The organism is Nocardia asiatica NBRC 100129 (assembly GCF_000308415.1).
Taxonomy (GTDB): Bacteria; Actinomycetota; Actinomycetes; order Mycobacteriales; family Mycobacteriaceae; genus Nocardia; species Nocardia asiatica.
The window spans coordinates 1-21,867 of sequence record NZ_BAFS01000161.1; the positions used below are offsets into that span (position 1 = coordinate 1).

At 68.2% G+C, this 21,867-nt stretch carries 22 protein-coding genes and 1 pseudogene; 10 read left to right on the forward strand and 13 right to left on the reverse strand.

Annotation, left to right across the window (positions count from 1 at the left end; translation table 11 throughout):
• On the reverse strand, positions 1–468 hold a 468-nt coding region (gene mftE, locus ON27_RS15165), incomplete at its 3' end, for a mycofactocin biosynthesis peptidyl-dipeptidase MftE (RefSeq protein WP_043726554.1).
• Between the two features lie 65 nt (positions 469–533).
• On the opposite strand from mftE, the gene mftR reads away from it, so the two are divergent.
• From mftR to ON27_RS15195, 6 genes are all read left to right on the forward strand, one after another.
• Positions 534–1,130, forward strand: a complete 597-nt coding sequence (gene mftR / locus ON27_RS15170; RefSeq protein WP_043726556.1) for a mycofactocin system transcriptional regulator MftR — start codon at positions 534–536, stop codon at positions 1,128–1,130.
• Between the two features lie 139 nt (positions 1,131–1,269).
• On the forward strand, positions 1,270–2,175 hold the full coding sequence (locus ON27_RS15175; protein WP_043726559.1) for an STAS domain-containing protein: 906 nt from the start codon (positions 1,270–1,272) through the stop codon (positions 2,173–2,175).
• 12 nt (positions 2,176–2,187) lie between these two features.
• The gene (locus ON27_RS15180; RefSeq protein WP_040779629.1) at positions 2,188–2,577 is read left to right on the forward strand and encodes an STAS domain-containing protein; all 390 of its coding nucleotides are present in this window, start codon (positions 2,188–2,190) and stop codon (positions 2,575–2,577) included.
• Entirely contained in the window at positions 2,567–2,980 is a 414-nt protein-coding gene (locus ON27_RS15185) for an ATP-binding protein (protein ID WP_051046624.1), read from the forward strand. The genes ON27_RS15180 and ON27_RS15185 overlap by 11 nt, the downstream gene beginning before the upstream one ends.
• The gene (locus ON27_RS15190; protein WP_043726561.1) at positions 2,973–3,605 is read left to right on the forward strand and encodes a SpoIIE family protein phosphatase; all 633 of its coding nucleotides are present in this window, start codon (positions 2,973–2,975) and stop codon (positions 3,603–3,605) included. Before ON27_RS15185 ends, ON27_RS15190 begins: the two co-directional genes overlap by 8 nt.
• Positions 3,602–5,881 (forward strand): SpoIIE family protein phosphatase, encoded by a 2,280-nt coding sequence (locus tag ON27_RS15195; RefSeq protein WP_043726563.1) that lies wholly within the window; start codon positions 3,602–3,604, stop codon positions 5,879–5,881. Before ON27_RS15190 ends, ON27_RS15195 begins: the two co-directional genes overlap by 4 nt.
• A 19-nt stretch (positions 5,882–5,900) precedes the next feature.
• On the opposite strand, the gene ON27_RS15200 is transcribed toward ON27_RS15195, so the two are convergent.
• The 5 genes from ON27_RS15200 to ON27_RS42890 form a co-directional block, all read right to left on the reverse strand.
• Positions 5,901–6,899 carry a DUF4185 domain-containing protein gene (locus ON27_RS15200; protein WP_083887592.1) on the reverse strand — a complete coding sequence of 333 codons (999 nt, stop codon included), beginning with the start codon at positions 6,897–6,899 and terminating at the stop codon, positions 5,901–5,903.
• 235 nt (positions 6,900–7,134) lie between these two features.
• On the reverse strand, positions 7,135–8,151 hold the full coding sequence (locus ON27_RS15205) for a DNA topoisomerase IB (RefSeq protein WP_043726566.1): 1,017 nt from the start codon (positions 8,149–8,151) through the stop codon (positions 7,135–7,137).
• Between the two features lie 127 nt (positions 8,152–8,278).
• Positions 8,279–8,989 (reverse strand): DUF8020 domain-containing protein, encoded by a 711-nt coding sequence (locus ON27_RS15210; RefSeq protein WP_043726568.1) that lies wholly within the window; start codon positions 8,987–8,989, stop codon positions 8,279–8,281.
• A 64-nt stretch (positions 8,990–9,053) separates the two neighbouring features.
• Positions 9,054–9,431, reverse strand: coding sequence for a PepSY domain-containing protein (locus ON27_RS41265; protein ID WP_051046622.1), 378 nt, complete (start codon positions 9,429–9,431; stop codon positions 9,054–9,056).
• Between the two features lie 385 nt (positions 9,432–9,816).
• Positions 9,817–9,966 (reverse strand): hypothetical protein, encoded by a 150-nt coding sequence (locus ON27_RS42890; protein ID WP_157227195.1) that lies wholly within the window; start codon positions 9,964–9,966, stop codon positions 9,817–9,819.
• Between the two features lie 62 nt (positions 9,967–10,028).
• Between ON27_RS42890 and ON27_RS44335 the strand changes: the two genes are divergently transcribed.
• Positions 10,029–10,397 carry an FAD-dependent oxidoreductase gene (locus ON27_RS44335; protein ID WP_043726571.1) on the forward strand — a complete coding sequence of 123 codons (369 nt, stop codon included), beginning with the start codon at positions 10,029–10,031 and terminating at the stop codon, positions 10,395–10,397.
• A 150-nt stretch (positions 10,398–10,547) separates the two neighbouring features.
• Here the strand turns inward: ON27_RS44335 and ON27_RS15225 are convergent, their stop codons facing one another.
• The 6 genes from ON27_RS15225 to ON27_RS15250 all read right to left on the reverse strand — a co-directional run bounded on the left by ON27_RS15225 (position 10,548) and on the right by ON27_RS15250 (position 16,758).
• Entirely contained in the window at positions 10,548–11,558 is a 1,011-nt protein-coding gene (locus tag ON27_RS15225) for a TIGR03617 family F420-dependent LLM class oxidoreductase (protein ID WP_043726574.1), read from the reverse strand.
• Between the two features lie 125 nt (positions 11,559–11,683).
• Positions 11,684–12,223, reverse strand: coding sequence for a hypothetical protein (locus ON27_RS15230; protein WP_083887595.1), 540 nt, complete (start codon positions 12,221–12,223; stop codon positions 11,684–11,686).
• Positions 12,224–12,436: 213 nt separating this feature from the next.
• The gene (locus ON27_RS15235; RefSeq protein ID WP_245559960.1) at positions 12,437–13,741 is read right to left on the reverse strand and encodes an APC family permease; all 1,305 of its coding nucleotides are present in this window, start codon (positions 13,739–13,741) and stop codon (positions 12,437–12,439) included.
• Positions 13,742–13,816: 75 nt separating this feature from the next.
• Positions 13,817–14,383 (reverse strand): CPBP family intramembrane glutamic endopeptidase, encoded by a 567-nt coding sequence (locus ON27_RS39890; RefSeq protein WP_245559961.1) that lies wholly within the window; start codon positions 14,381–14,383, stop codon positions 13,817–13,819.
• A complete protein-coding gene (locus tag ON27_RS15245) occupies positions 14,380–15,297 on the reverse strand; it encodes a cutinase family protein (RefSeq protein ID WP_043726578.1) in 918 nt (305 codons plus the stop codon). Before ON27_RS15245 ends, ON27_RS39890 begins: the two co-directional genes overlap by 4 nt.
• A 219-nt stretch (positions 15,298–15,516) precedes the next feature.
• The gene (locus ON27_RS15250; protein ID WP_043726604.1) at positions 15,517–16,758 is read right to left on the reverse strand and encodes an oxygenase MpaB family protein; all 1,242 of its coding nucleotides are present in this window, start codon (positions 16,756–16,758) and stop codon (positions 15,517–15,519) included.
• A gap of 530 nt (positions 16,759–17,288) precedes the next feature.
• Between ON27_RS15250 and ON27_RS15255 the strand changes: the two genes are divergently transcribed.
• Together ON27_RS15255 and katG are read left to right on the forward strand one after the other, a co-directional pair.
• On the forward strand, positions 17,289–17,705 hold the full coding sequence (locus ON27_RS15255) for a Fur family transcriptional regulator (RefSeq protein ID WP_373282767.1): 417 nt from the start codon (positions 17,289–17,291) through the stop codon (positions 17,703–17,705).
• Positions 17,706–17,741: 36 nt separating this feature from the next.
• The gene (gene katG, locus ON27_RS15260; protein WP_043726583.1) at positions 17,742–19,973 is read left to right on the forward strand and encodes a catalase/peroxidase HPI; all 2,232 of its coding nucleotides are present in this window, start codon (positions 17,742–17,744) and stop codon (positions 19,971–19,973) included.
• Between the two features lie 64 nt (positions 19,974–20,037).
• Here the strand turns inward: katG and ON27_RS44760 are convergent, their stop codons facing one another.
• The gene (locus ON27_RS44760) at positions 20,038–20,226 is read right to left on the reverse strand and encodes an SDR family oxidoreductase (RefSeq protein ID WP_245559962.1); all 189 of its coding nucleotides are present in this window, start codon (positions 20,224–20,226) and stop codon (positions 20,038–20,040) included.
• Between the two features lie 658 nt (positions 20,227–20,884).
• On the opposite strand from ON27_RS44760, the pseudogene ON27_RS15270 reads away from it, so the two are divergent.
• Positions 20,885–21,867, forward strand: a pseudogene (locus ON27_RS15270) (DNA-directed RNA polymerase subunit beta); the annotation flags it as partial.

A 21,867-nucleotide genomic window follows, 5' to 3' on the forward strand; every position in this document is an offset into this window, starting at 1 on the left:
GGGCGCCAGCGCCAGTTGCAGTGCCGTCTCCGACCGGCCCGCGTGCGGGTCGCCGTCGAAGCGGGGCAGGTACACGCGCACGTCACGTGACTCCGAGCGCAGCAGATCCCGCGCCCGGCGCAGCGGCTCGATGTTGCCGCCGTGCCAGTTGACCAGCAGGACGCGGTCGAAGGTGTCGGCGGCCGAGCGGCACAGTTCGATCACCAGCAGTTCCAGCGCGGCCTGCCCGATCGACAGGGTGCCGGGAAAGCCCGCGTGCTCGCCGCTGGCGCCGTACGGTATCGCCGGGCCGACCAGCACCTCCGGCCGCGCCGCGGCCAGCCGGGCGCACAACGCCGCGGCGACATCGGTGTCGGTGGACAGCGGCAGATGCGGGCCGTGCTGCTCGGTCGCACCCACCGCGACGGCCAGGATCGCACCCGCGGTGGCGCGCGCGCCCGCCTCGGGCCAGGTGAGATCCGCCAACATGCCGCGAGATTATCGTCAGTCACTGACATAATCAAGGCCCCCGGTCGGCCGAGCACAATCAGACGATGCTGGAGAACCGGACCACGCGCGGCCGCCCCCGGGGCACGACCAAGCGCGAACTCGAACTGATCGCCATGCGGCTGTTCAGCGAACAAGGCTTCGACGAGACCACCGTCGAGCAGATCGCCGCCGCCGCCGGCATCAGCGGACGCACCTTCTTCCGCTACTTCCCCACCAAAGCCGAGGTGCTCTGGTGGCAGTTCGACGACGAGGTCGCGGCCTTGCGCGCCGCGTTCTCCACCGTGCCGGACGACGTACCGATGATGACCGCCGTGCGCCGAGTCGTGGTGAGCGCCAACCAATATCGCGCCGAGGACGTATCCGAGCTGCGCACCCGCATGCAGCTGGTCGCCACCGTCCCCGCGCTGGCGGCCACCGCGGGCGCGCACTACGACGCCTGGGAGCGCGCCGTGAGCTGCTTCGCGGCGGGGCGCCTCGGCGAACCGGAGGACGCGCTCATCCCCCTCGCGGTGGGGCGGACCACGCTGGCCGCGGCGCGGGCGGCGTTCGACGCCTGGCTGGCCCGCGCCGACGCGGACCTCACCGTGTATTTGGACGAGGCGCTCGCAGCGCTGGAACGCGGGTTCGCTACGGTGCCGTGAGATCCGCCGCACCCGAACATCAGGCGAACAACCGGCAGGTTTCGTCGGCGACCCGGGTGGGGTATGACTAGGCTCGGAATCGGCTAGCGCCGAACGCACGAAGATCCCGACTCAACCGTCGAAAGGGGCAGGAGTTTCCATGTCCGAGGTGTCCATGAGCCTTTCGGCGGATTCCCTGACCGCGGGACCGGTCGACAATCTGCTTCCGCAGCTGGTCGAGCACCTGCGTCAGAACCGCACCGCGCTGCGTGAGGAATGGGCCCGGCGCATCACCGACGCCCAGCTGCTGACCGCGATGACCCCCGAGGAGATCTTCTCCGAAGCCACCTCGGTCTACGACAACTACGTCGAGGTGCTCGAGACCGGCAGCGTCGAGGCCCTGCAGGCCTACGCGCGGGACCTGTCCGAGCGCATCATCCCGCGGGGCGTCGAGACCGACGAGGTGCTCGGCATCGTGCTGCTGCTGCGCGACGTGCTGGCCCGGTCGCTGTTCGAGAAGTACCAGGCGGATTTCGAACTGCTCAACGCGGTGCTCGACGCCTACGAACCGGCCGCCAACCGCATCGCCAACACCGTGGGCGTCTCCTTCGTCCAGGAGCGCGAGCGCGTCATCCGCCAGCAGCAGGAAGCCATCCGCGAGCTGTCCACGCCGGTGCTGCAGGTGCGCGAGCAGCTGCTGATCCTGCCCATCATCGGCGTGCTGGACAGCCAGCGCGCCCGCCAGCTCACCGAGCAGCTGCTGCGCGCCATCCGGGCCAATCGCGCGAAGGTCGTCGTCATCGACATCACCGGCGTCCCCCAGATCGACTCCACCGTGGCCAACCACCTGGTGCAGACCGTCGACGCCTCGGGGCTCATGGGCGCGAACGTGATCATCACCGGCCTGTCCTCGGAGATCGCGCTCACCCTGGTGACCATCGGCCTCGATCTGTCGAAGATGAACGCCGTAGGCGACCTGCAGGGAGGTATCGAGGAAGCCGAACGCCTACTGGGCTACGAGGTTTCCCGCGCCACCGAACGGGTCACCGAACGCGACGGCCGCTGATCGGGCGGGCACATGCCGGTTCCGATTCTCAAACAGGGGACGTACCTCATCGCGTCGGTGCAGTCCGCCCTGACCGACGCCGATACCGAACGCTTGCAGGACGACCTGATGAAACAGGTCAGCAAGTATCGGGCCCACGGCATCATCGTGGATGTCACCGCGATCGACGTGATGGATTCGTTCGCCGCGAGATCGTTGCGTACCATCGCGCACATGACGCAGCTGCGCGGCGCCGAAACGGTGATCGTCGGTCTGCAGCCAGAAGTCGCGTTCGCCATGGTGCAGCTCGGTCTCACCTTCGAGGACATGCACACCGCCCTCGATCTGGAGGAGGGACTCGCCTGGTTGGACCGAAAGACCCCAGCCCGTCGCCAGCGAGACGGTCGTGACAGTGGCCGCTGAGAACGTGGTGATCGCGGTCAGGGTGTCCGGGGACATCGTGACCGCACGTCAGGCCGGACGCGAACTGGCAGCAAAACTCGGCTTCACCCTGACCGACCGAACGATGATCTCCACGGCGATCTCCGAGATCGCCCGCAACATCACCAGTTACGCGGGAAGCGGCGAGATCCGCCTGCTGGTCGATGATCGCGAGGGCCGTCAAGCCTTGGTCGTGCAAGCCGAGGATCAAGGACCCGGCATCAACGACATCGCCCGCGCGCTGGAGGACGGCTACTCCACCGGACGCGGTCTCGGACTCGGGCTTCCCGGAGCCCGGCGGTTGATGGACCGGCTGACCGTCGACTCGGCGCCGGGCCGCGGCACGCTGGTGGAGATGTGGAAGTGGGTACCGAACGGTGCATGAGGACGGGTTCATCGGCCGGATCGAGTGGGCGGTGGCCGGTCGCGCACTGCCCGGTCAACAGGTCTCCGGTGACCGCGGTCTCGTCCTCGACACCGGCGGCGGCACAGTCCTCTTCGCGGTGCTCGACGGACTCGGGCACGGCGCCGCCGCGGCGGACGCGGCCGACCGCGCCGCGCGCGTGCTGTCGGAGAACCGCGCGGAACCGTTGGACGTGCTGATGGTGCTGTGCCACCGCGCGATGGCCGACACGCGAGGTGCGGCGGTCTCGCTCGCCCTGTTCGACGAGGGCGACCGGGTGCGCTGGCTCGGCGTGGGCAATGTCGAATCCCAGGTGCTGACCGCGGGCCCGGCAGGCCTGAAGGTGCACGCGACCGTCCTGCTCACCGCAGGTATCGTCGGCTACCGTCTACCGGCCAACCTCCAGCCGCAGTCGGTCGCGGTCCGCCCCGGCGACCTGCTGCTGATGTCCACCGACGGCATCGTCACCGAATCCGCCACGAGAATCGACCTTTCCAAGTCCACCGCCGACATCACCGCCGAGATGCTCACCCGGCACGCAAAGGACACCGACGACGCGCTGGTGCTGGCGGCGCGACACCGCGGTGCGGGAGGGACGGCCGGATGAGTGCTCTGCTGGCCGATTTCCTGGACGCCTACGCGGACGCGTTGCGGCGGCACATGGATTCCCCGACTCAGACCGGTCTCGCGGAGGGCTACGAACTCGGCAGGCGCGCTCTGGTCGAAGGCATCAGCCTGCTCGATCTCACCGAGAACCACTTCCGCGTCGTCCAGGAAGCCGAGCAGCGGCAGCACGAGACCTCGACCGGATCCGGCGCTCGCCTGCCGGAAACCGCGCTGGAATTCCTGTTGCAGACGCTCGTCCCGCTCGACATCGCCACCCGCGGCTATCTCGACGGCACCCGCCGCTACGAGCAGCAGCGTTCCCGCGCCGACGATCTCGCCGGACGCGACGCCTTCCGCACCGCGCTGGTGGAATCGCTGCAGGACGGCTTCTTCGTCGCGGACGCGCAGGGCACCATCATCGAGGTCAACACCGCCTTCGGCGCCCTGACCGGCTACGGCGCCGCGGGTGTCCCCTACTCGCTGCCGCATCCGTGGTCGAGCCCGGAGGGCCCGCGTTATCCCGATCTCGGTACCGAGGCGCAGCGGTTCATCATTCCGATCCGCCACCGCGACGGACGCGACGTCTGGCTCGCGGTGAGCACCAGCGCGCTGATCAGACCGGAGGGCAACGAGCGGATCTTCGTCGGCACCATTCGCGACGTCACCGCCGAACACGACGCGCAGGCCCGTGACCAGGCCGCGTCCCGGCTCGCCACCGCGGTCGGCGCGGCCACCAGCGTGGTGGAAGTGCTCGCCGTAGGCCTCGACGAGCTGCGCGGCACGGTCGGCGCGGAGACCGCTGTGGTGGCTGTGTGGCCCAGCCGCACCGCCGCACCGGAGGTGTATGTCTCCGGTGCCGGCGCCGACGGCGCTTCGCACAACGGCATCGCCTCCCTCGACGACTCCTCGCGAGCGCTGCTGGAGCGGGCCAGGCGCAGGCCGCCGCGCAGCCTGCTGGCCATCCCGGACGGGGCCGAGAGCTCGGAGGGCATCGTCGCACCCTTGGGCGAGACCGGCGACGCGGCGGTGTGGTTGCGCTTCGCCGCGCCCCGCGCGATCAGCGCCGCGGATTGGACGCTGTTCTCCCTGCTGATCGGTCACCTCAGCCTCGCCGTCCAGCGGGCACGCAACTTCGACCAGGCCCGCGCCACCTCGCTCACCTTGCAGCGCGCCATGCTCGGCCCGATCGATCTGCCGCCACGTTTCTCGGTGCACTACGAGCCCGCTCTGCCGCCGCTGGAAATCGGCGGCGATTGGTACGACGTGGTGCCGCTGCGCGACGGCACCATCGGCGTCGTGGTCGGCGATTGCGTCGGTCGTGGCCTGTCCGCCGCGGTCGTGATGGGCCAGTTGCGAACCGCCGCCCGTGCGCTGCTGCTGCGCGGCGCCGGGCCCGCCCAGTTGCTCGCCGAACTCGACACCGTCGCCGCGCGCATTCCCGGCGCCATGTGCACCACCGTGTGCGCCGCCGTTCTCGACCCGGTGCGCGGGCTGGTCCGCTACAGCAGCGCCGGGCACATGCCGCCGATTCTCGCCGACGTGGCCAGGACCGGCCGGTTGCTCGAGGGCGGGCGCTCGGTACCGCTGGCGACGTTCGATCCGCCGCGCCGCCCGGAGGCCACCACGGCGGTGACGCCCGGTTCGACGCTGGTGCTGTTCACCGACGGCTTGGTCGAGCAGCGTGGCGTGGACATCGATGACGGCTTCGCCAAGATCGCCGAGGTACTCGCCGACACCTCGGGGCGGCTGCCGCGCGAGGTGGCCGACGCGGTGCTGTCGCGCCTGCGGCCGGCCGCGGGTTACGACGACGACGTGGCCATGGTGGTCTACCGCCAGCCGCCCGCGCCCCTGCGGCTGGACGTGCCCGCGCGGGCCGACGAGCTCGCGGTACTGCGCCGCACCCTGAAAGGGTGGCTGGCCGCCGCGGCGGTGCCGCACGACCTGGCCGCCGATCTGGTCGCCGCGGCCAACGAGGCGTGCAGCAACAGCATCGAGCACGCCTACCGCAACGACGACACCGGCCGGGTTCGGCTGTCGGCCACGTGCGATATCGACACCGTCGTCATCGTGGTCACCGACACCGGTGACTGGAAACCGCGGGCTTCCGATCCCGGCTATCGCGGCCGCGGCATCGACATGATGCGCGCGCTGACCGAGGAATTGGACATCGATCACTCCGGGCCCGGCACGACTGTGCGGATGTCGGTCACGCTGCCTGCGATCACTTTTCCGGTGGCCAATCCGTTGCGGGGAACGAACCGGCGTATAGCTGGATGACAGAACAGCACTCGTATCGCTAGGCGATCGCAGCCACGGGCCGGACTCCGTATATGCGAAATTGCATACCGCGATAGGGCATTCCGGATTCGGCCCACTCGCTCACGATCAGGCCGAACGCACCGTCGAACCTGCTGTCCGGATGGGCATAGCATCCGTACAGACGCGGCACGATATCCGGACCGCCCGGCGCCCAGAAGGACCCTTTCACCGGACGGTAGGTCCAGGCGGTGCGCCAATTGTCGGTGATTCTCGCAGCGACCTTGACGAACGCACCGTAGGCCCCCGCGTCGAAGCCCGACATCACCCAATTTCCCTGGATGCGCCGCAATCCGATCTCGCCCAGCTTCGTCCCGTCGGCCAGGATGCCGAAACGCGGGTCACCGCCCGGATCTCGGCCCCAGCCCCAGTCGTAGCCGTTCCAGCCCCAGCCCTGCCAGGCCGCCGGGTCGGTGAGCGCGGCATGGTTCTCGCGAACCCGCCACAGCACCATGTTCTTGTTCCGGGCGAGCCCTCCGGTGGAGATGACGTAGACGTAGCCGTCGCCGCCGCGCTCCCAGGAAATCATGGTGCGTTTCCCCCCGTAGGCACTGGTCGACCACCGCACAGCGCTGTCGGTCCAGCTTTCCCCGTTGTCGTCGGAATAACGGATCTCACACCAGCGCTCGTTCGCCAGCCCTTGGGTGACCATTACCCATAGATAGATCCGGCCGCCGATCGTTATCGCGTCGCAGGGCAGGATCGTGGAGTACTCCGGATTGTTGTGCACGTAATCCCAGAGTTGCCGCGCGTTCCGTGCCGCCGATTGGAACTCGATCGGCCTGGACATGTCGTGGGTATTGCTGCGCAACAGCATCGGCGATCGCCAATTCGGGCCGCCCACTCTCGGCTCGGTGCCGGAGAACGTGTCTCCGAGGAGGTATCCGATCTCGCCACTGGGCATTCGGAAGGGGATGAACAGATCCGAGCCGCCGATGTCGGCCATCGGGAGGGGATTCAAATTCTTGATCTTGGGCATGGCCGGATCCTGTCGATTCTCGGTGCGTCGCTATCCAGATCGGCTCGTAGCGCATCGCGAGCGATAGCGGCTTACTCGATCAGTATCCGGCGTCGATGGCTGTGATGTTGCTCGTTCGAGTGAACGAATTTGCGCGAATATGCGGAAACCGACTGTGCAGGTTGTACTTTCCGGGTGGATTCGTACCGGGTGACGGAACTCGACCGGCCGTCGGTCAGCTACTGCCGGTTCGGGCTCACCGCATCCGGCGAAGCATCCGGATGACAGCGCCGTCGATGATCGCTCGCTCCGCGTCGGCGGAACCGGCCTGGGCGGCGCGGCGCAGGGCCGCGGCGACGGTCGTACCGTTCTCGAAGGCCGTCACGACACGGGGATCGACATACGACGCCTGGGCCACCGCCGGGGTGTTGCCGAGAGCGGCGGCCACCTCGTCCATGACCGCTCGTACCGCGCTCTTGCGGGCACGGCGGTTCGCCGGGCGGTCGATCGAACCGAGTGCGGCCGCGGCCAGGACCGTGGCCTGCCAGGTGCGCAAATCCTTGACGCTGCATTCGCATGCGGCGAGTTCCCGGAAGCGCGAATTGATGTCGTCGGCGCGCAGTTCTCCGTAGCGATCACCGTCCCGGTAGACCAGCAGCCGATCGGAATCCGATCGGCTGCGCAGCAAGGTTCGAACCGCTTTCGCGAGCAGGGGATCGCTTACGCTGACCCGTCGCCGGATACCGCCCTTCGCCACATAGTCGAAAAGCATCCGATCTCCGGACACCCGTACCTGTTCGCGCAGCAGAGTGGCGACTCCGCGAGTGCCGTTCTCCTCCGCGTACTCCTCGCCGCCCACACGGAACACGCCGCGGTCCACGAGGTCGATCGCGACCGCCTCCACCCGTCGCCGGACCGAGCCGCGCAGGGCGAGATCCTCCCGGACCTGCGCTCGGATCTCCGGCAATCGCGCGGCCAGTGCCAGCACGCGGTCGAACTTCTCCTCGTCCCGGTCTTTGCGCCACTGCTCGTGGTAGAGGTACTGGCGCCGCCCCGCGGCATCGACGCCGACCGCCTGGATATGGCCGTTGTGGTGCGGGCAGATCCACACCTTGCGCCAAGCGGGCGGGATCACCAGCTCGCGAATGCGCGACAATGTCGCCTCGTCGCGCACGGGATCTCCGTGCGCGGTGCGGTAGCTGAACCCGCGCCCGCGCCGGACGCGCTCGAGTCCGCCCTCGTACGGCCTGCTACGCCGCAATCGCGTGCTCACATGAGAAAGCTGCCCGGTCCGGCACGTCCGAAACAGTGCGGCGGCCGAGGTCCGCCGTCGCCGACGCGCCAGGACCCGGCAGTACGACCTGGCGCGGCACGATGGCCCGGAGTCTCCGGCCGGAGCCCTACTTCTTCGGCGGAACGAAGGGCTGGTTGACCGTGGTGAAGTATTGGACGAGGGCGGCGACGGCGACAGGCGCGGTAACGAAGAGTTGTCCGGCGAGTGTGCCCAGGGCGCCGACGGCCAGGATGCCACCCAGGCAGCCCACGGCGGCGGCCGGGATGAACGGACCGAACATACCCACGATCGTCGCGGCGGCGATGGTGGCGCCTGCGATGCCACCGAGCACGCAGCCGACCAGGCCGCCGCCGAGCCCGCCGACGGTGGTTCCGATCGCGGCGCCCGTCGCGATGGTGTCCTTGAGCCGGGTGAAGGCGGCGACTTCCCGCTCGTACGGCGTTCGCCAGTGCGCCGTGTCCTCGAAGGGAAGCGCGACCGGACGGTATTGCGCGTGCTCGAGATCGAAGCGCGGGGTGAGCGTGGCGCTGTGGCCGCTGATCTCGGCAGCGATCGGGAAGACGAAATCGTCGACGCGGAATTCCAGCGGCGTGCCCGCGAGTACGGTGCCGTCGGCCGCCGCGATGGCGAAGACGTCGTTCTCGACCCGCATCGACCCCGAGTCGATGTGCACGACCACGTTCTCGGCGGAAGTGGTGGCGGTGTAGTTGACGACTTCGCCACCGGCGTCCTGCGGCGCCGCCCCGGCCTGTGCGGCGGGGAGGCCGGCGATCGCGACGGCGAGCGTCGATACGGTGGCGATCTTGCGCAAACCCATGTTCTCGGAAACCTCGACCCTTGTTGTGGATGGTGCGATTCGTCGGCGTCGAACGCCCTGCCCGTCAGTCCTGGCGCACCGTGCCCAGCACCGCGCCGCTGTTCGCGTCGACGGTCACTTCGTGCTCCATGCCGTCGGGTGTCCGGAGTTCGATCTCCCACACCGTGGTCGCGCCCTCGGCGTCGAGTTCGGCCGAGACCGCGGTGCTTCCCGGCACGGCTTGGATCGCCTTGTCGATGGCCTGCTGCCTGCCGATCGTGGGAGCCGCGGTGAGCGCCCAGTCGTGGTCCGGCAACGCGGCGGCGATGGCGTGCCTGCCCGGTGCCTGCGGATTCGTGGCGGCATACAGCGCCACGGGGCCACCGACGAGAACAGCGGCGACAGCGGCGACAGCGAGCAGCCTGCGCCGACCGGGAAGCGCACGGCGGATAGCGGCTTTCATAGTGAAACCTCCTGTGGGAGTCGTCATCTCGAAGATGACCATCACATTCGCAGGAAGTGGCTTAAGGCAGCCTGAAGCCGGCTGAAATCCTTTTCAGGTTTGTCGTGCGAGATCCTTCGCGTTTCTTCTGCCATCGCCGGGTCGACGGCGTTAAAGTCGATTCAGGGTCGGGGTTTCCGGGGGTTCTCGCATTCGTCTCCGTCGGTCGATCCCGATGCTGCCCGCGGCGGCTGTGCCCGCTGCTCGGCCGCCGCCGAGGCGCGGGGGTGGGTGCACTCGATCCCCTCCGAGTGCACCCACCCTCCCTGACCGCCGCGCGATGTCCTGGACGGTGCGCCGCGTGCCTGCCACCGATCACACCGAGTCGTCGGCGGCGCCCCGCCGCTCAGCCGGCGTCGAGCCCGATATGCCGCGCGAGAGCGGCGAGCTGGTCGGCGAAATGTTCGATGAACTCCCGGGACGTGGGATCGGTGTCGCAGAGCCCGTCGATGATGTGCGGCAGCGTGGTCGGCGCCATGGCGGCGGCCATCAGCATGACCAGTACGCAGCGGGCGCAACGGTGACCTGTTCGCCGCGTACACCCACCAGCTGCGGCAGGTGACGGCACAGACCTTTCCCGATGTCGCCGAGGACGACATCACTTGTGTGGATCGGAACGCCTTTCGCCATGCCCTGCTCACCGGAGTGGCCGACGCCGCCGCCGAGCGCCTCGACACGATTCCGTCCGGCCCGGTCACGCTGCTCGGCGACGCCGCCCACGCCATGCCGCCGACCGGTGGCGCCGGGGCGAACACCGCGCTCCGAGACGCCGCGACACTCGCCGGGGAACTCCTCGAGGCCGCACGAGACGGAAAACCGCTCAGCGAGGCGGTCGCCGCCTACGAACGCGTCATGCTCCCCCGCGGGTTCGACGCCGTCGACAGTTCGCTGCGCATGGCCGGGCAACTCTTCGGCAACGCCGGTTGACGCGGCCGGGGACGCCGAGCGTCCGGTAGGCGCCCAGCGGATCACCGTGGCGACGAGGACCCTTGCGGCGCAGCCACCGGGCTCGGCGTCGAGGACGAAGCTCCGATAGGCGATCAACCGCCGAACAGATGAACGGCCGACTCGGCGTCGCTACCTCGCGTGCAACGCGTCCACCAGGTCGGCCACATCCGCCGCCTCCGGTGTGTAACCGGGGAAATAGCAGCACACCTCGCCGACAGTGGCGCCGAAGCGGCTCCGGATCTGCTCCGCGCACTCCTGCGGCGTGCCGACCACCCCGATCGTGCGCACCATCCGCTCGGTCACCAGCGCCCGCATCTCGGCGAATCCGCCCGACTTGGACAACACGTTGAGCCGGTCGTGCAGCCGCGTCCATCCCTCGACCTCCAGGACCGGACGGTAGGCGGGGGTGGACCCGTAGAACGCGATCAGCGCGCCCACCCCGCCGATTGCGGCGGCAAGGGCTTCCTCGGTGCGTCCCAGCGCGACCATGACCTGACCGATCACCGGGAAACCGTCCGCGGTGCGGCCGGAGCGACGCAGGCCATCGGCGAGGGCGGGCAGGGTTCGCTCGGCGAAGTGACGCTCGCTGTTGAAGGGCATCACCAGTAACCCGTCGGCGACTTCGGCGGCCTTGCGGGTCATCACCGGCCCGAGCGCGCCCATCAGCACCGGCGGGGGCCCGAACGGGTTCGGGCCGGGATCGAAAGCGGGCGGCATCAGCGTATGCGTGGAGTACTTGCCGCGAAAGTTCAACGGGGCCAGTCCCTCCCACGCGGCGAAGATCGACTTCACCGCCGCTACACTCTCGGCCGTGCGCTCCGCGGGCGCACCCCACCGGCTGCCGTAGCGTTTCTCGATGTGCGCGCGGATCTGCGAGCCGAGCCCGAGCCGGAACCGCCCGGCGCTGTATACCTGCAGGTCGTAGGCCGAATGCGCCAGGTGCATCGGGCTGCGCGGCCCGGCGATCGCCACATTCGTCATCAGTTCCAGGTCCGTCGTTCCGGCCGCGACGACGAGCGGGAAGAACACGTCGTGCGGGCCCTCGAAAGTGAAAAGGCCGTCGGCTCCGGTCGCGGCCAGCGCACGCGCGTCGGTGGCGACCTGCTGTGGCGCTCCGGTGACCTGTAGATGGACCTTCACAGCGACCTCCGGCGGTCATCGGTGCGCCACGCCTTCCGCGACACGACGACCCCATCGTATGGACAGCACTCCGTGCATGTGTCCAGTCGGGGAAACGCGGCAGGGAAGGCAAGACAGCGCCGACCTCAGACGCCGGGGCGGCGGTTCTCGCGCACGGTGACGACGACCACGATGTCACCGTAGGGCGCCGCGCCCATGGCCAGCCGGTGCGCCAAGCGCGCCAACCCCACGCGGCGGCCGTATTTCGTCCGCATGCCGTCGCGCACTCGATCGAACAGCGGCCCCGTCCGCAACAATTCCGCCGTTCCTTGGTGCTGGTGTGAGCCGAGGGCCGGCTCACCGCGCCGATCGCCGGCTTGCACAATGACCCGGCGATCGCGGACGAGGTGCCGGGCTTCGCTCGAATGCGACGAGATCCGGAAAGCCAACCGCCCGTGTTCGACGGGCAGCACGAGATGCGGCACCGTATCCCAGTGCCCGGTCGCGTCCGGCCGAGGGTAGGTCACCAGCACTGTGCTCGCGTCCCACCAGAGCATTCCCGGGTGCCATTCGCTGGGGCGATCCGGTTCGGCGAGAACGCGATCCGCGGCCGTATTGCCTCTGCGCCGGTTGTAGCCGTGGACTCCGTTGCCGAGCGTGGAGCTGCCGTGCGCCGAATATGTCATTGCGAGGAACCTCCGGGACAGGTGCGAGTTCAGTGGATGCCGATCCGATCTCCGTACCGCGATCGCCGCCGCGGCGCAGTTGCCGGGTATCCGGGACCGACGCCCGGAGACCAGTTTCGCGGCTTGAAGAAAATCTACTCAGTTACTCATAGATTCTGGGTACCGCCTGGTCGACCGGCTCGTGTCGTGCGACCCGGATCTCGGGCGAAACGGTCAGGACCCGCGCTGGGGCAGGAAGGCGCTTCGATCGGACCGCTCGGACCGGCGCGCCCTGATCGCGTTCACGACCGCGAGCAATACGCCGATGGCGACGAGGACGGCGCCTCGCAGCCACACCTCCCCCGCGATCCGCGTGAACAGGAACAGGCAGGAAGCCAGACCCGCCCACGGCACCACGACGGGTACCCGGAAGTACTGCACGCCGTCGCTGTCGCGCCGCAGGATCAGCACCGACGCATTGACCGCCGCGAACACGATCAGCAACAACAACACCAGTGTCTCGGCGAGTGAGGCCACCTCCCCGGTCGCGGCGAGCAGCAGCGACACCGCCGTCGTCGCGACGATCGCCACCCACGGCGTGCGACGGCCGGGCAGGACGCGGCCCAGAGCACGGGGAAGCAGCCCGTCGCGAGCCATGCCATAGGCCAACCGCGAGGACATGATGCCGGTCAGCAGAGCGCCGTTCGCCACCGCCACCAAGGCGACCACCGCGAACAGCCTTTCTGGAACGCCTCCGGCCAGGCGCACCACCTCCAGGAGTGGAGCGCTCGAATTCGCCAACTGATCGGTGGGGACGACCGCACCGGCCGCCACCCCGATCAGCGCGTACACGGCACCGGCGGTGAGCAGAGCCCCGAAGAGGGCGCGCGGATAGGTCCCGCGTGGGTCGGCGACTTCCTCCGCCAGGTTGACGGAGGTCTCGAACCCGACGAACGAATAGAAGGCCAGAACGGCGCCCGCGAGCGTCGCTTCGACGACTCCGTGCTCGGCCGTCCCCACCTGGGTGAGCCGGCCCACCTCGGCGTCACCCCGGACGATCACCCACGCGCCGAGCCCGATGACCAGCACCAGACCGCCGAGCTCGACCAGTGTCGCGGCGGCGTTGGCGCCCAGGGACTGCTTGATGCCGTAGAGATTGAGCAACGCCAGTGCGGTGAGGAACACCACCACCACCGCGACCGTCGGCAGCGCCACCCAGGCGTGCAGATAGTCCGCGGCGAATGCCTTGCTCAGCGCCGCGACCGAGACGACACCGGCGGCGAGCATGCAGAAACCGACGAGCGATCCGGCGGCGGGGCCGAGCGCTCGGCGGGTGTAGTGGGCGGAGCCGCCCGCCTTCGGATACTTGGTCGCCAACTCGGCGTAGGAGCCCGCGGTGAGGCAGGCGATCCCGAGCGCGACCAGCAGCGGCAGCCACACCGCGCCGCCGGACTGCCGGGCGATGGCCCCGACCAGCACGTAGACACCCGCGCCCAGGATGTCGCCGAGGATGAAGAAGAACAGCAGGGGCGTACGCACGACGCGTCGCAGAGAATCCACCACAGGGCGCGGATACCCGCCGGGCGGCCGATCCCACCACGTCGATCGCGGCGCTCACGCAGGTGCGCGCCCGGTCCGGAGGCGAGCGGGCTGCGCGGAGCCGTGGTAGAAGTACCGGCCCAGACCGACCGTGAAGACCACCATTCCGTACACCGAGTGCTCCACCGAAGCGGTGAACAGCGACCGCGTCCGCAAGTATCGCGACGCGAAGATCCAGCCGCCCACACCGCTGGCGACCACCGAGAACCAGCTACCGAAGACGATGTGCACGAAGCCGAACGCGGCCGCGCTCGCCAGCACCAGCACGGGTCCCTCACCGAAGACCGGCGCGTACCGATGGAACAGGAAGGAGCGGAAGATCAGCTCCTTCGGGTACACGCTGAACGCCGGATACAGCACCAGTATCGCCAGCCATATCAAGGGGTTGCGCCGGGGCAGGTCGAACAAATCCTCCCGCCGCGCCACCGCGACCGCCGCGGTGAGCGCAACCGCGCTCGACCCCGCCCACGCCGCCATCGACCGCGCCTGCGTCCGCAATTCCTCGCTGCGCCACAGCGCGGCCCGATCGAAATCGGGTGTGCGCCGAAGGTAGACCGCCGCGCCCGCGCGGAGAACTGTCACTCGGCTTCCGTGGCCTCGATGAGGCGTTGCCGCAGCCAGGTCAACGGCGTGATGCCGCCGGGGCCGACGGTGTAGGAGGGATAACTGTGGTGGGCGCCGGATTTCAGGAATTCGTCTATCTGCCGTTTCCGTTGTTCGTACGCCGAGGCGTTGAGCTGGTCGGACAGCAGACCCAGGCCGCCCGCGGCCAGCGCGTCGCCGATGATGTCGGTCGCCTGCTGCTGGTAGCTGCCGATCTTCGCCGGGTCCGGATCGGAGATCTGGACGAAGAATCCGGCGATCCGTCCGGCGAAGTCGCCGTCCGGCATGGCGCAGTACAGATCACCCGCGACGCAGAAGGTGTAGGTCCGGGCGGCGAGCAGACCGAAACCACCCACGCGCGGCCCGCTCGCTCCCGCGCCCGGAACGGGCGGGCCGATCACGTTGTCACCGGGCGAGCGACGCGGGTCCGAGATCAGCCCGACCAGGACCACCCGTTGCGCGAGCACGGCATCCGGTCCGGTGCCGATCTCGGCCGCCAAGTCACCTGCCGCGTCCGCACCCTGGCTGTAGCCCACCAGCGCGATCCGGGTGGCCTCGCAGGACAGCGCCATAGCCGAGACCAGAGCGCGCGCCTTGTCGATCGCCTCCTGCTTGGAGCGCCCGTACACTTCGCTTTCCCACGGGAACGCGGTCGCCGCGTAATGGACGTAGTCCACCGCGACATCCCCGGGTAGATCGTCCAAGCTCAACGCGAGCATCCCTCGGCCGGGGTCGGTTATGGACGTCTCCCACGTCCCTGGAATCGCCACGACGTACACCTGTGGACAGTGCTGCGGTGCGCCTTCCGCAACGGAGGCGACACCGAGGTGGAGAGCGAACGTCACCATCGCGGCGACACCCGCCGCGGCGACGGTTTTCCATCGCGAAAACATCGAGAACTCCGTGTGTCACTACCGAAGAACGCTCGGGCGAGGAGCGCCCGGCGTCAGTCGCGGTTCCCCTCGATCTTCTCGGGGCCCGCACAGCACGCGCCGCCTTCCGGCATCCGTGCCGGGACGGCCGGCCGAATCGACACCGAGTTGCCTTCGCATCCTCGGTGTCGATCGAATACCGGCCTCGAAACGGACGTCGGAACTCGACGCGTCACGACATCAGCGCGGCGGTTTGCTCATGTCCCGATTCATCACGGGCAGTTCGATGCTGATCGGCATCCGCAATTCGGCCAGATAGATCAGGGCCGCCTGGCGGAGGAACTCGTCGAAGAGCCAGTAGGCGTCCGGCGCCAGCGGGACGACCGGGAGCAGGCCTTCGCGAACCGCGATGAACGGGCCCCAACTCACTCGCAGCAGCGGGTCCCAGATCGGTTCCCGCGGGATGGCCAGCCCGTCGGCGATCTTGTCGCCGAGCATGAAGCGGGTGAACGAGCCGAGGACCGGCTTGGTCAGGACCGCGAAGTCGAGGTTGACCCCGAGTCGCAGCAGGCGGTCGGCGAGCTTGGCGCCCTCCGGGGTCGGCGCCAGGATCGGATCCAGGACCTGGGCGGCCTGCAGATTGGCCTGGTCCCACGAGTTGGGGATGTACTCGTCGCGGATGCCGAGCATGTGCGCGCACACCTGCCAGGAATGCAGGAAGGCCTCGGACTCGGCGGGCGGAATCGGTACCCGCCACGCGGTCAGATGCTTCATGACGGTGGTGGGCAGGCTGTGCCAGGTCACCATCATGTCGTTCTGACTGATCGGGATCTCCTCCTCGGCCGTCTGCACCCAGTGCGGGGACTGCGGCAGCAGATGCCGTACCGCGGCATGCACCAGCCGGGTCTTGAGACAGGTGACGACCATTTCCCCGCCGGGACCGTAGGCGTTCGCCGTCCCGATGTCGTATCCGAGTTTGGCGGTCTTCAGGATGCGGTCCTTCAGGTCGTGACCGCCCTTGGAGTAGTAGACCGCGCGCGCCTCCTTCGGGATGACCGTGCTCATCATGCCGCTGGCCAGCCCGTACAGCACGCCGAGGTACAGTCCCCGCTTCTTGTTGAATTCGACCGCGGTGGCCAGCTTGCCCTGATCGGCCCACTGCGGCAGCCTGCGGGCGTACTCCATGAAGTCCCGCAGGTCCGACGGCAGCCCATCCGGCAACGGCTGACCGTTCCTGGTCCAGGTCCGCAACAGTTCGTTGACCCGGGGCACCTCGCCGCGGTCCAGCAATCCGGCGACCAACTGGTCGGCCTCGGGGTCCCAGACGGTCAGCGGATCAGCCCCTTCTCCGCTGCCTGCCACCGAACCCTCGGGAGACCAGCTCCACGGCTCCGCCCGCGCCGGGGTCGCCACGGCCAGTGCGCCGAACGCACCCAACACTCCACCGGCCTTCAATGCGTTGCGCCTGCTGAGTCCATCCATGTCTTGCCACTCCTCATTGAGCCCGAGCGCCGCCGAGACGATCGCCGACAGTCGGCCACGCCCGTCCCGCACCGTCCTACGGATCAGAACTATCATTAACTTAACAAGCAATGGAGCGAGTCGTCCCGACTTTGCGGAAAATACCTCGACTCAGCCGACTCGCCATCGCCGTCCAGCGGAATCGACGTGATCAACTGCGCCAACAGCGCCTGAGGCACACGAACGACAGGACCCTCGACGGGACGACATCCCAGGCAGGGCCCGAAACAAGCCGCTCGTCACCAGCGGCATGAGAACATAATATCTAGTCACATATGCAGCGAGCGACGGGCCGTCCCGGCGGTTCGGTGACGCCGGATCGCCCGCCGCCCTCACCGCGACCGCCGGCGGCAGCGGCGCCGCGCGCGGCAGTCGCCGCGCGACGCGGCCGCGATCGAATCGGATCCGCACCACTTTGCCGCAGACTCTTGACTCGTTCCAGAAAGCGGACGAGACTTCCGACCGTGCCAACCGCTTCGGAGTTCCAGCAGATGCTGCGGGGAGTCTCGCTGCGCGTGACTCGCCCCCGCGTCGCGGTGCTGAGCGCCGTGCACCAGCACCCGCACGCCGACACGGAATCGATCATCCGTGCCGTGCGATCCGATCTACCCGAGGTGTCCCATCAGACGGTGTACGACTCGCTGAACGCACTCACCGCGGTAGGCCTGGTTCGGCGTATTCAGCCGTCCGGCTCCGTGGCGCGCTACGAGACGCGGGTCGGCGACAATCACCACCACGTCGTATGCCGCGCATGCGGGGCCATCGGCGATGTCGATTGCGTCGTCGGAGCGGCCCCGTGCCTGAGCGCGTCCGATGACAGCGGGTTCTCGATCGATGAGGCCGAGGTCATCTACTGGGGCCTGTGTCCCGACTGTCTGGAGTCACAGGCTTCCCGATCACAGCCGTGATCCCAGCCCCCCATCACTCATTCAGGAAGGAATGCTGTGTCATCCGATAGCCGCCCGCCCAATCCTGACACCGGAACGCAGAGCGCAAGCGAGAGCGAGAACCCGGCGATCCCGTCGCCCACCGCGAAGACGGAACATCGCCCCCGCAGCAACAAGGACTGGTGGCCGGAGCAGATCGATGTCTCGGTGCTGCACGCCCACTCGTCGAAGGCCAACCCGCTGGGTGCGGACTTCGACTACCCCGAAGAATTCAAGAAGCTCGACGTCGATGCCCTCAAGGCCGACGTCGCGGCGATCATGACAAATTCGCAGGACTGGTGGCCCGCCGACTACGGCCACTACGGCGGCCTGTTCATCCGGATGAGCTGGCACGCCGCGGGGACCTACCGCATCGCCGACGGTCGCGGCGGCGGCGGTCAGGGCGCCCAGCGCTTCGCCCCGCTCAACAGCTGGCCGGACAACGCCAATCTGGACAAGGCCCGCAGGCTGCTGTGGCCGGTCAAGCAGAAGTACGGCAACAAGATCTCGTGGGCCGACCTGCTCGTCTTCGCAGGCAACGTGGCCCTGGAGTCGATGGGTTTCCAGACCTTCGGCTTCGGCTTCGGCCGTCCGGACATCTGGGAGCCGGAAGAGGTCTTCTGGGGTCCGGAGGACACCTGGCTCGGCGACGAGCGCTACAGCGGCGACCGTGAACTGGCGGGCCCGCTCGGCGCCGTCCAGATGGGCCTGATCTACGTGAACCCCGAAGGCCCCAACGGTCAGCCGGATCCGGTGGCCGCCGCACGGGACATCCGCGAGACGTTCGGCCGCATGGCGATGAACGACGAGGAGACCGCCGCCCTGATCATCGGCGGCCACAGCTTCGGCAAGACGCACGGCGCCGGTGACGCGAGCCTGGTCGGCGCCGAACCGGAAGCCGCCCCGATCGAGCAGCAGGGCCTGGGCTGGAAGAGCGCCTACGGCACGGGCAAGGGCAAGGACGCCATCACCAGCGGCTTGGAGGTCGTCTGGACGTCCACCCCGACCAAATGGGGCAACGGCTTCCTGCAGAACCTGTACGGCTACGAGTGGGAGCTGACCAAGAGCCCCGCCGGGGCGTGGCAGTGGAAGCCCAAGGACGGCGCGGGCGAGGGCACCATCCCGGACCCGTTCGGTGGGCCCGCGCGCACCCCGACCATGCTGACCACGGACTTGGCGCTGCGGGAAGACCCGGTCTACGGGGAGATCACCCGCCGCTGGCTGGAGCACCCCGAGGAGCTGGCCGAGGCGTTCGCCAAGGCGTGGTACAAACTGCTGCACCGCGACATGGGACCGATCAGCCGCTACCTCGGCCCGTGGGTTCCCGAGCCGCAGCTGTGGCAGGATCCCGTTCCCGCGGTCGACCACGAGCTGGTCGGCGAGCAGGACATCGCGGCCCTCAAGGCCAAGGTCCTCGAGTCCGGCCTGTCCGTCGCGCAGCTGGTCAAGACCGCTTGGTCGGCGGCGGCCAGCTTCCGCAGCACCGACAAGCGCGGCGGCGCCAACGGTGCCCGGATCCGGCTGGAGCCGCAGAAGAACTGGGAGGTCAACGAGCCGGACGAGCTGGCCAAGGTACTGCCGGTGCTCGAGCAGATCCAGCAGGACTTCAACAGCTCGGCCTCCGGCGGCAAGAAAGTCTCGCTCGCCGACCTCATCGTCCTGGCCGGATCCGCGGCGGTGGAGAAGGCCGCCAAGGACGCGGGGTACGACGTCACGGTGCCGTTCGCGCCCGGGCGGACCGACGCCACCCAGGAGAACACCGATGTGGAGTCGTTCGCGGTGCTCGAACCGCGGGCCGACGGATTCCGTAACTACGTGCGGACCGGCGAGAAGGCTCCGCTGGAGCGCCTGCTGCTCGACCGGGCGTACATGCTGGACGTCACCGCTCCGGAGTTGACGGTGCTCGTCGGCGGCCTGCGCGCCTTGGGCGCCAACTACGGCGGCAGCAGCCACGGCGTGTTCACCGAGCGGCCGGGCGTGTTGACGAACGACTTCTTCGTCAACCTCCTGGACCTGAACACCGAATGGAAGGCGTCGGAGTCGGCGGAGAACGTCTACGAAGGCTTCGACCGGTCCTCCGGTCAGGTCAAGTGGACCGCCACCGCCAACGACCTCATCTTCGGGTCGCATTCGGTGCTGCGCGCGCTGGCCGAGGTGTACGCCCAGGACGACGCCGGGGCGAAGTTCGTGAACGACTTCGTCGCCGCGTGGGTCAAGGTGGTCGAAAACGACCGGTTCGACCTCGCCTGAGCCGTATCCGCGAGTTCCGGGCCGGTCCCTCGGGGCCGGCCCGGTTTCGTCGACGGGCATGGATTCAGCCTGCGCCGCGCATCCGGGCGGCGGCGCGCACCGGACAGAGGATTTCGGCATCGGTGCGAGCTGCCAGTTCGCTCAGCAGATGTAGACCCAGGAATCCGGTCGCACCGGTCAAGAGAACCGTTTTCGGAACGGGCACGGCGAGTTCGGCGGTCCCGACCGGGTCGAATCGAGCCGCCGATGTCACATCAGCGGCTATCCGAGCGCGCAGCGAATCGGACACCGGCGGCCGGAACGCGGAACGGGACGAAACACTGGTTCCGATCAGCTCTGTGATCGGACGCACATATCCACGCATTCCGAGGTCCAATCGAACCGTCACCCATTCGTCCACCTCAGTATCGATCGCGGGCGAGGAGGCGGCGAGCCCGATAAGCGAGGGGCATCGATCTCTGCCGAGCGTCGTAGCGCGACCGGCTCGATCCGCGTCGCCTCCTGGCACACGCACGCCGTGCCGGACCACTGTCCGCGCCTTCTCCCATCCACCTCGAAGCGTTTTGGCGAATTACCGCTAATAGACTTGACGTGGGACATACCCCGATGTCATTATTATTCCGGGAAGACACAAGAAATCATGTGTCTATTTTTCTGCGCCCTCGACATAACTCGAGTTCAGGTGTAATTTGGGACGTCGCGCCGGGATCGCGCGCTGCCCAACTCTCGAAATAGGAAATGGCTGGAGAAAGTGGCTTGCCTGCGTGCCACCTTCTACCCGTTGTCGTCGAGTCATGTTCGGGCGGCGTCCGGCACGGTGCGCGATCGAATTACACCCTCACTGGACAAGTAGATACCGTGACGACCGCGCGCACCCGCGTGGGCGGCGCGAGGCGCTGGAAGGACGCATCTTGGCAGTCTCGAGTCAGACCAAGGTCAATGCCGGAACAACCGTCGATATCGCAGTCCCCGGGGCGCCGAAGCGGGTCTCGTTCGCCAAACTCCGTGAGCCCCTTGACGTCCCGGGCCTGCTGGAGATCCAGACCGAGTCGTTCGAATGGTTGATCGGCGCGCCGGCCTGGCGCGAACGGGCGGCGGCGCGCGGCGATTCCCTCGCGAGCGGACTGGACGAGGTCCTCGCGGAACTGAGCCCGATCGAGGACTTCGCCGCAACGATGTCGTTGACGCTCTCCGATCCTCGATTCGAGGACATCAAGGCCTCGGTCGACGAGTGCAAAGACAAGGACATGACCTACGCGGCTCCGCTGTTCGTCACGGCGGAGTTCATCAACAACAACACCGGCGAGATCAAGAGCCAGACGGTCTTCATGGGTGACTTCCCGATGATGACCGACAGAGGCACATTCGTCATCAACGGCACCGAGCGCGTGGTCGTCTCGCAGCTGGTGCGTTCGCCCGGTGTCTACTTCGACGCGTCCATCGACAAGTCGACCGAGAAGACGCTGCACAGCGTGCGTGTCATCCCGTCGCGCGGCGCGTGGCTGGAATTCGACGTCGACAAGCGCGACACCGTCGGCGTCCGCATCGACCGCAAGCGCCGCCAACCCGTGACGGTCCTGCTCAAGGCTCTCGGCTGGAGCAGCGCGCAGATCGCCGAACGGTTCGGCTTCTCCGAGGTCATGATGACCTCGCTCGAGAAAGACAACACCGCGGGCACCGATGAGGCACTGCTGGACATCCATCGCAAGCTGCGCCCGGGCGAACCGCCCACGAAAGAGACCGCGCAGACCCTGCTGGAGAATCTGTTCTTCAAGGAGAAGCGCTACGACCTGGCGCGCGTCGGCCGGTACAAGATCGACAAGAAGCTCGGCACGCACACCGGCGAGGCCATCGGCTCGCCGGTGCTCACCGAGGAAGACATCGTCACGATCAT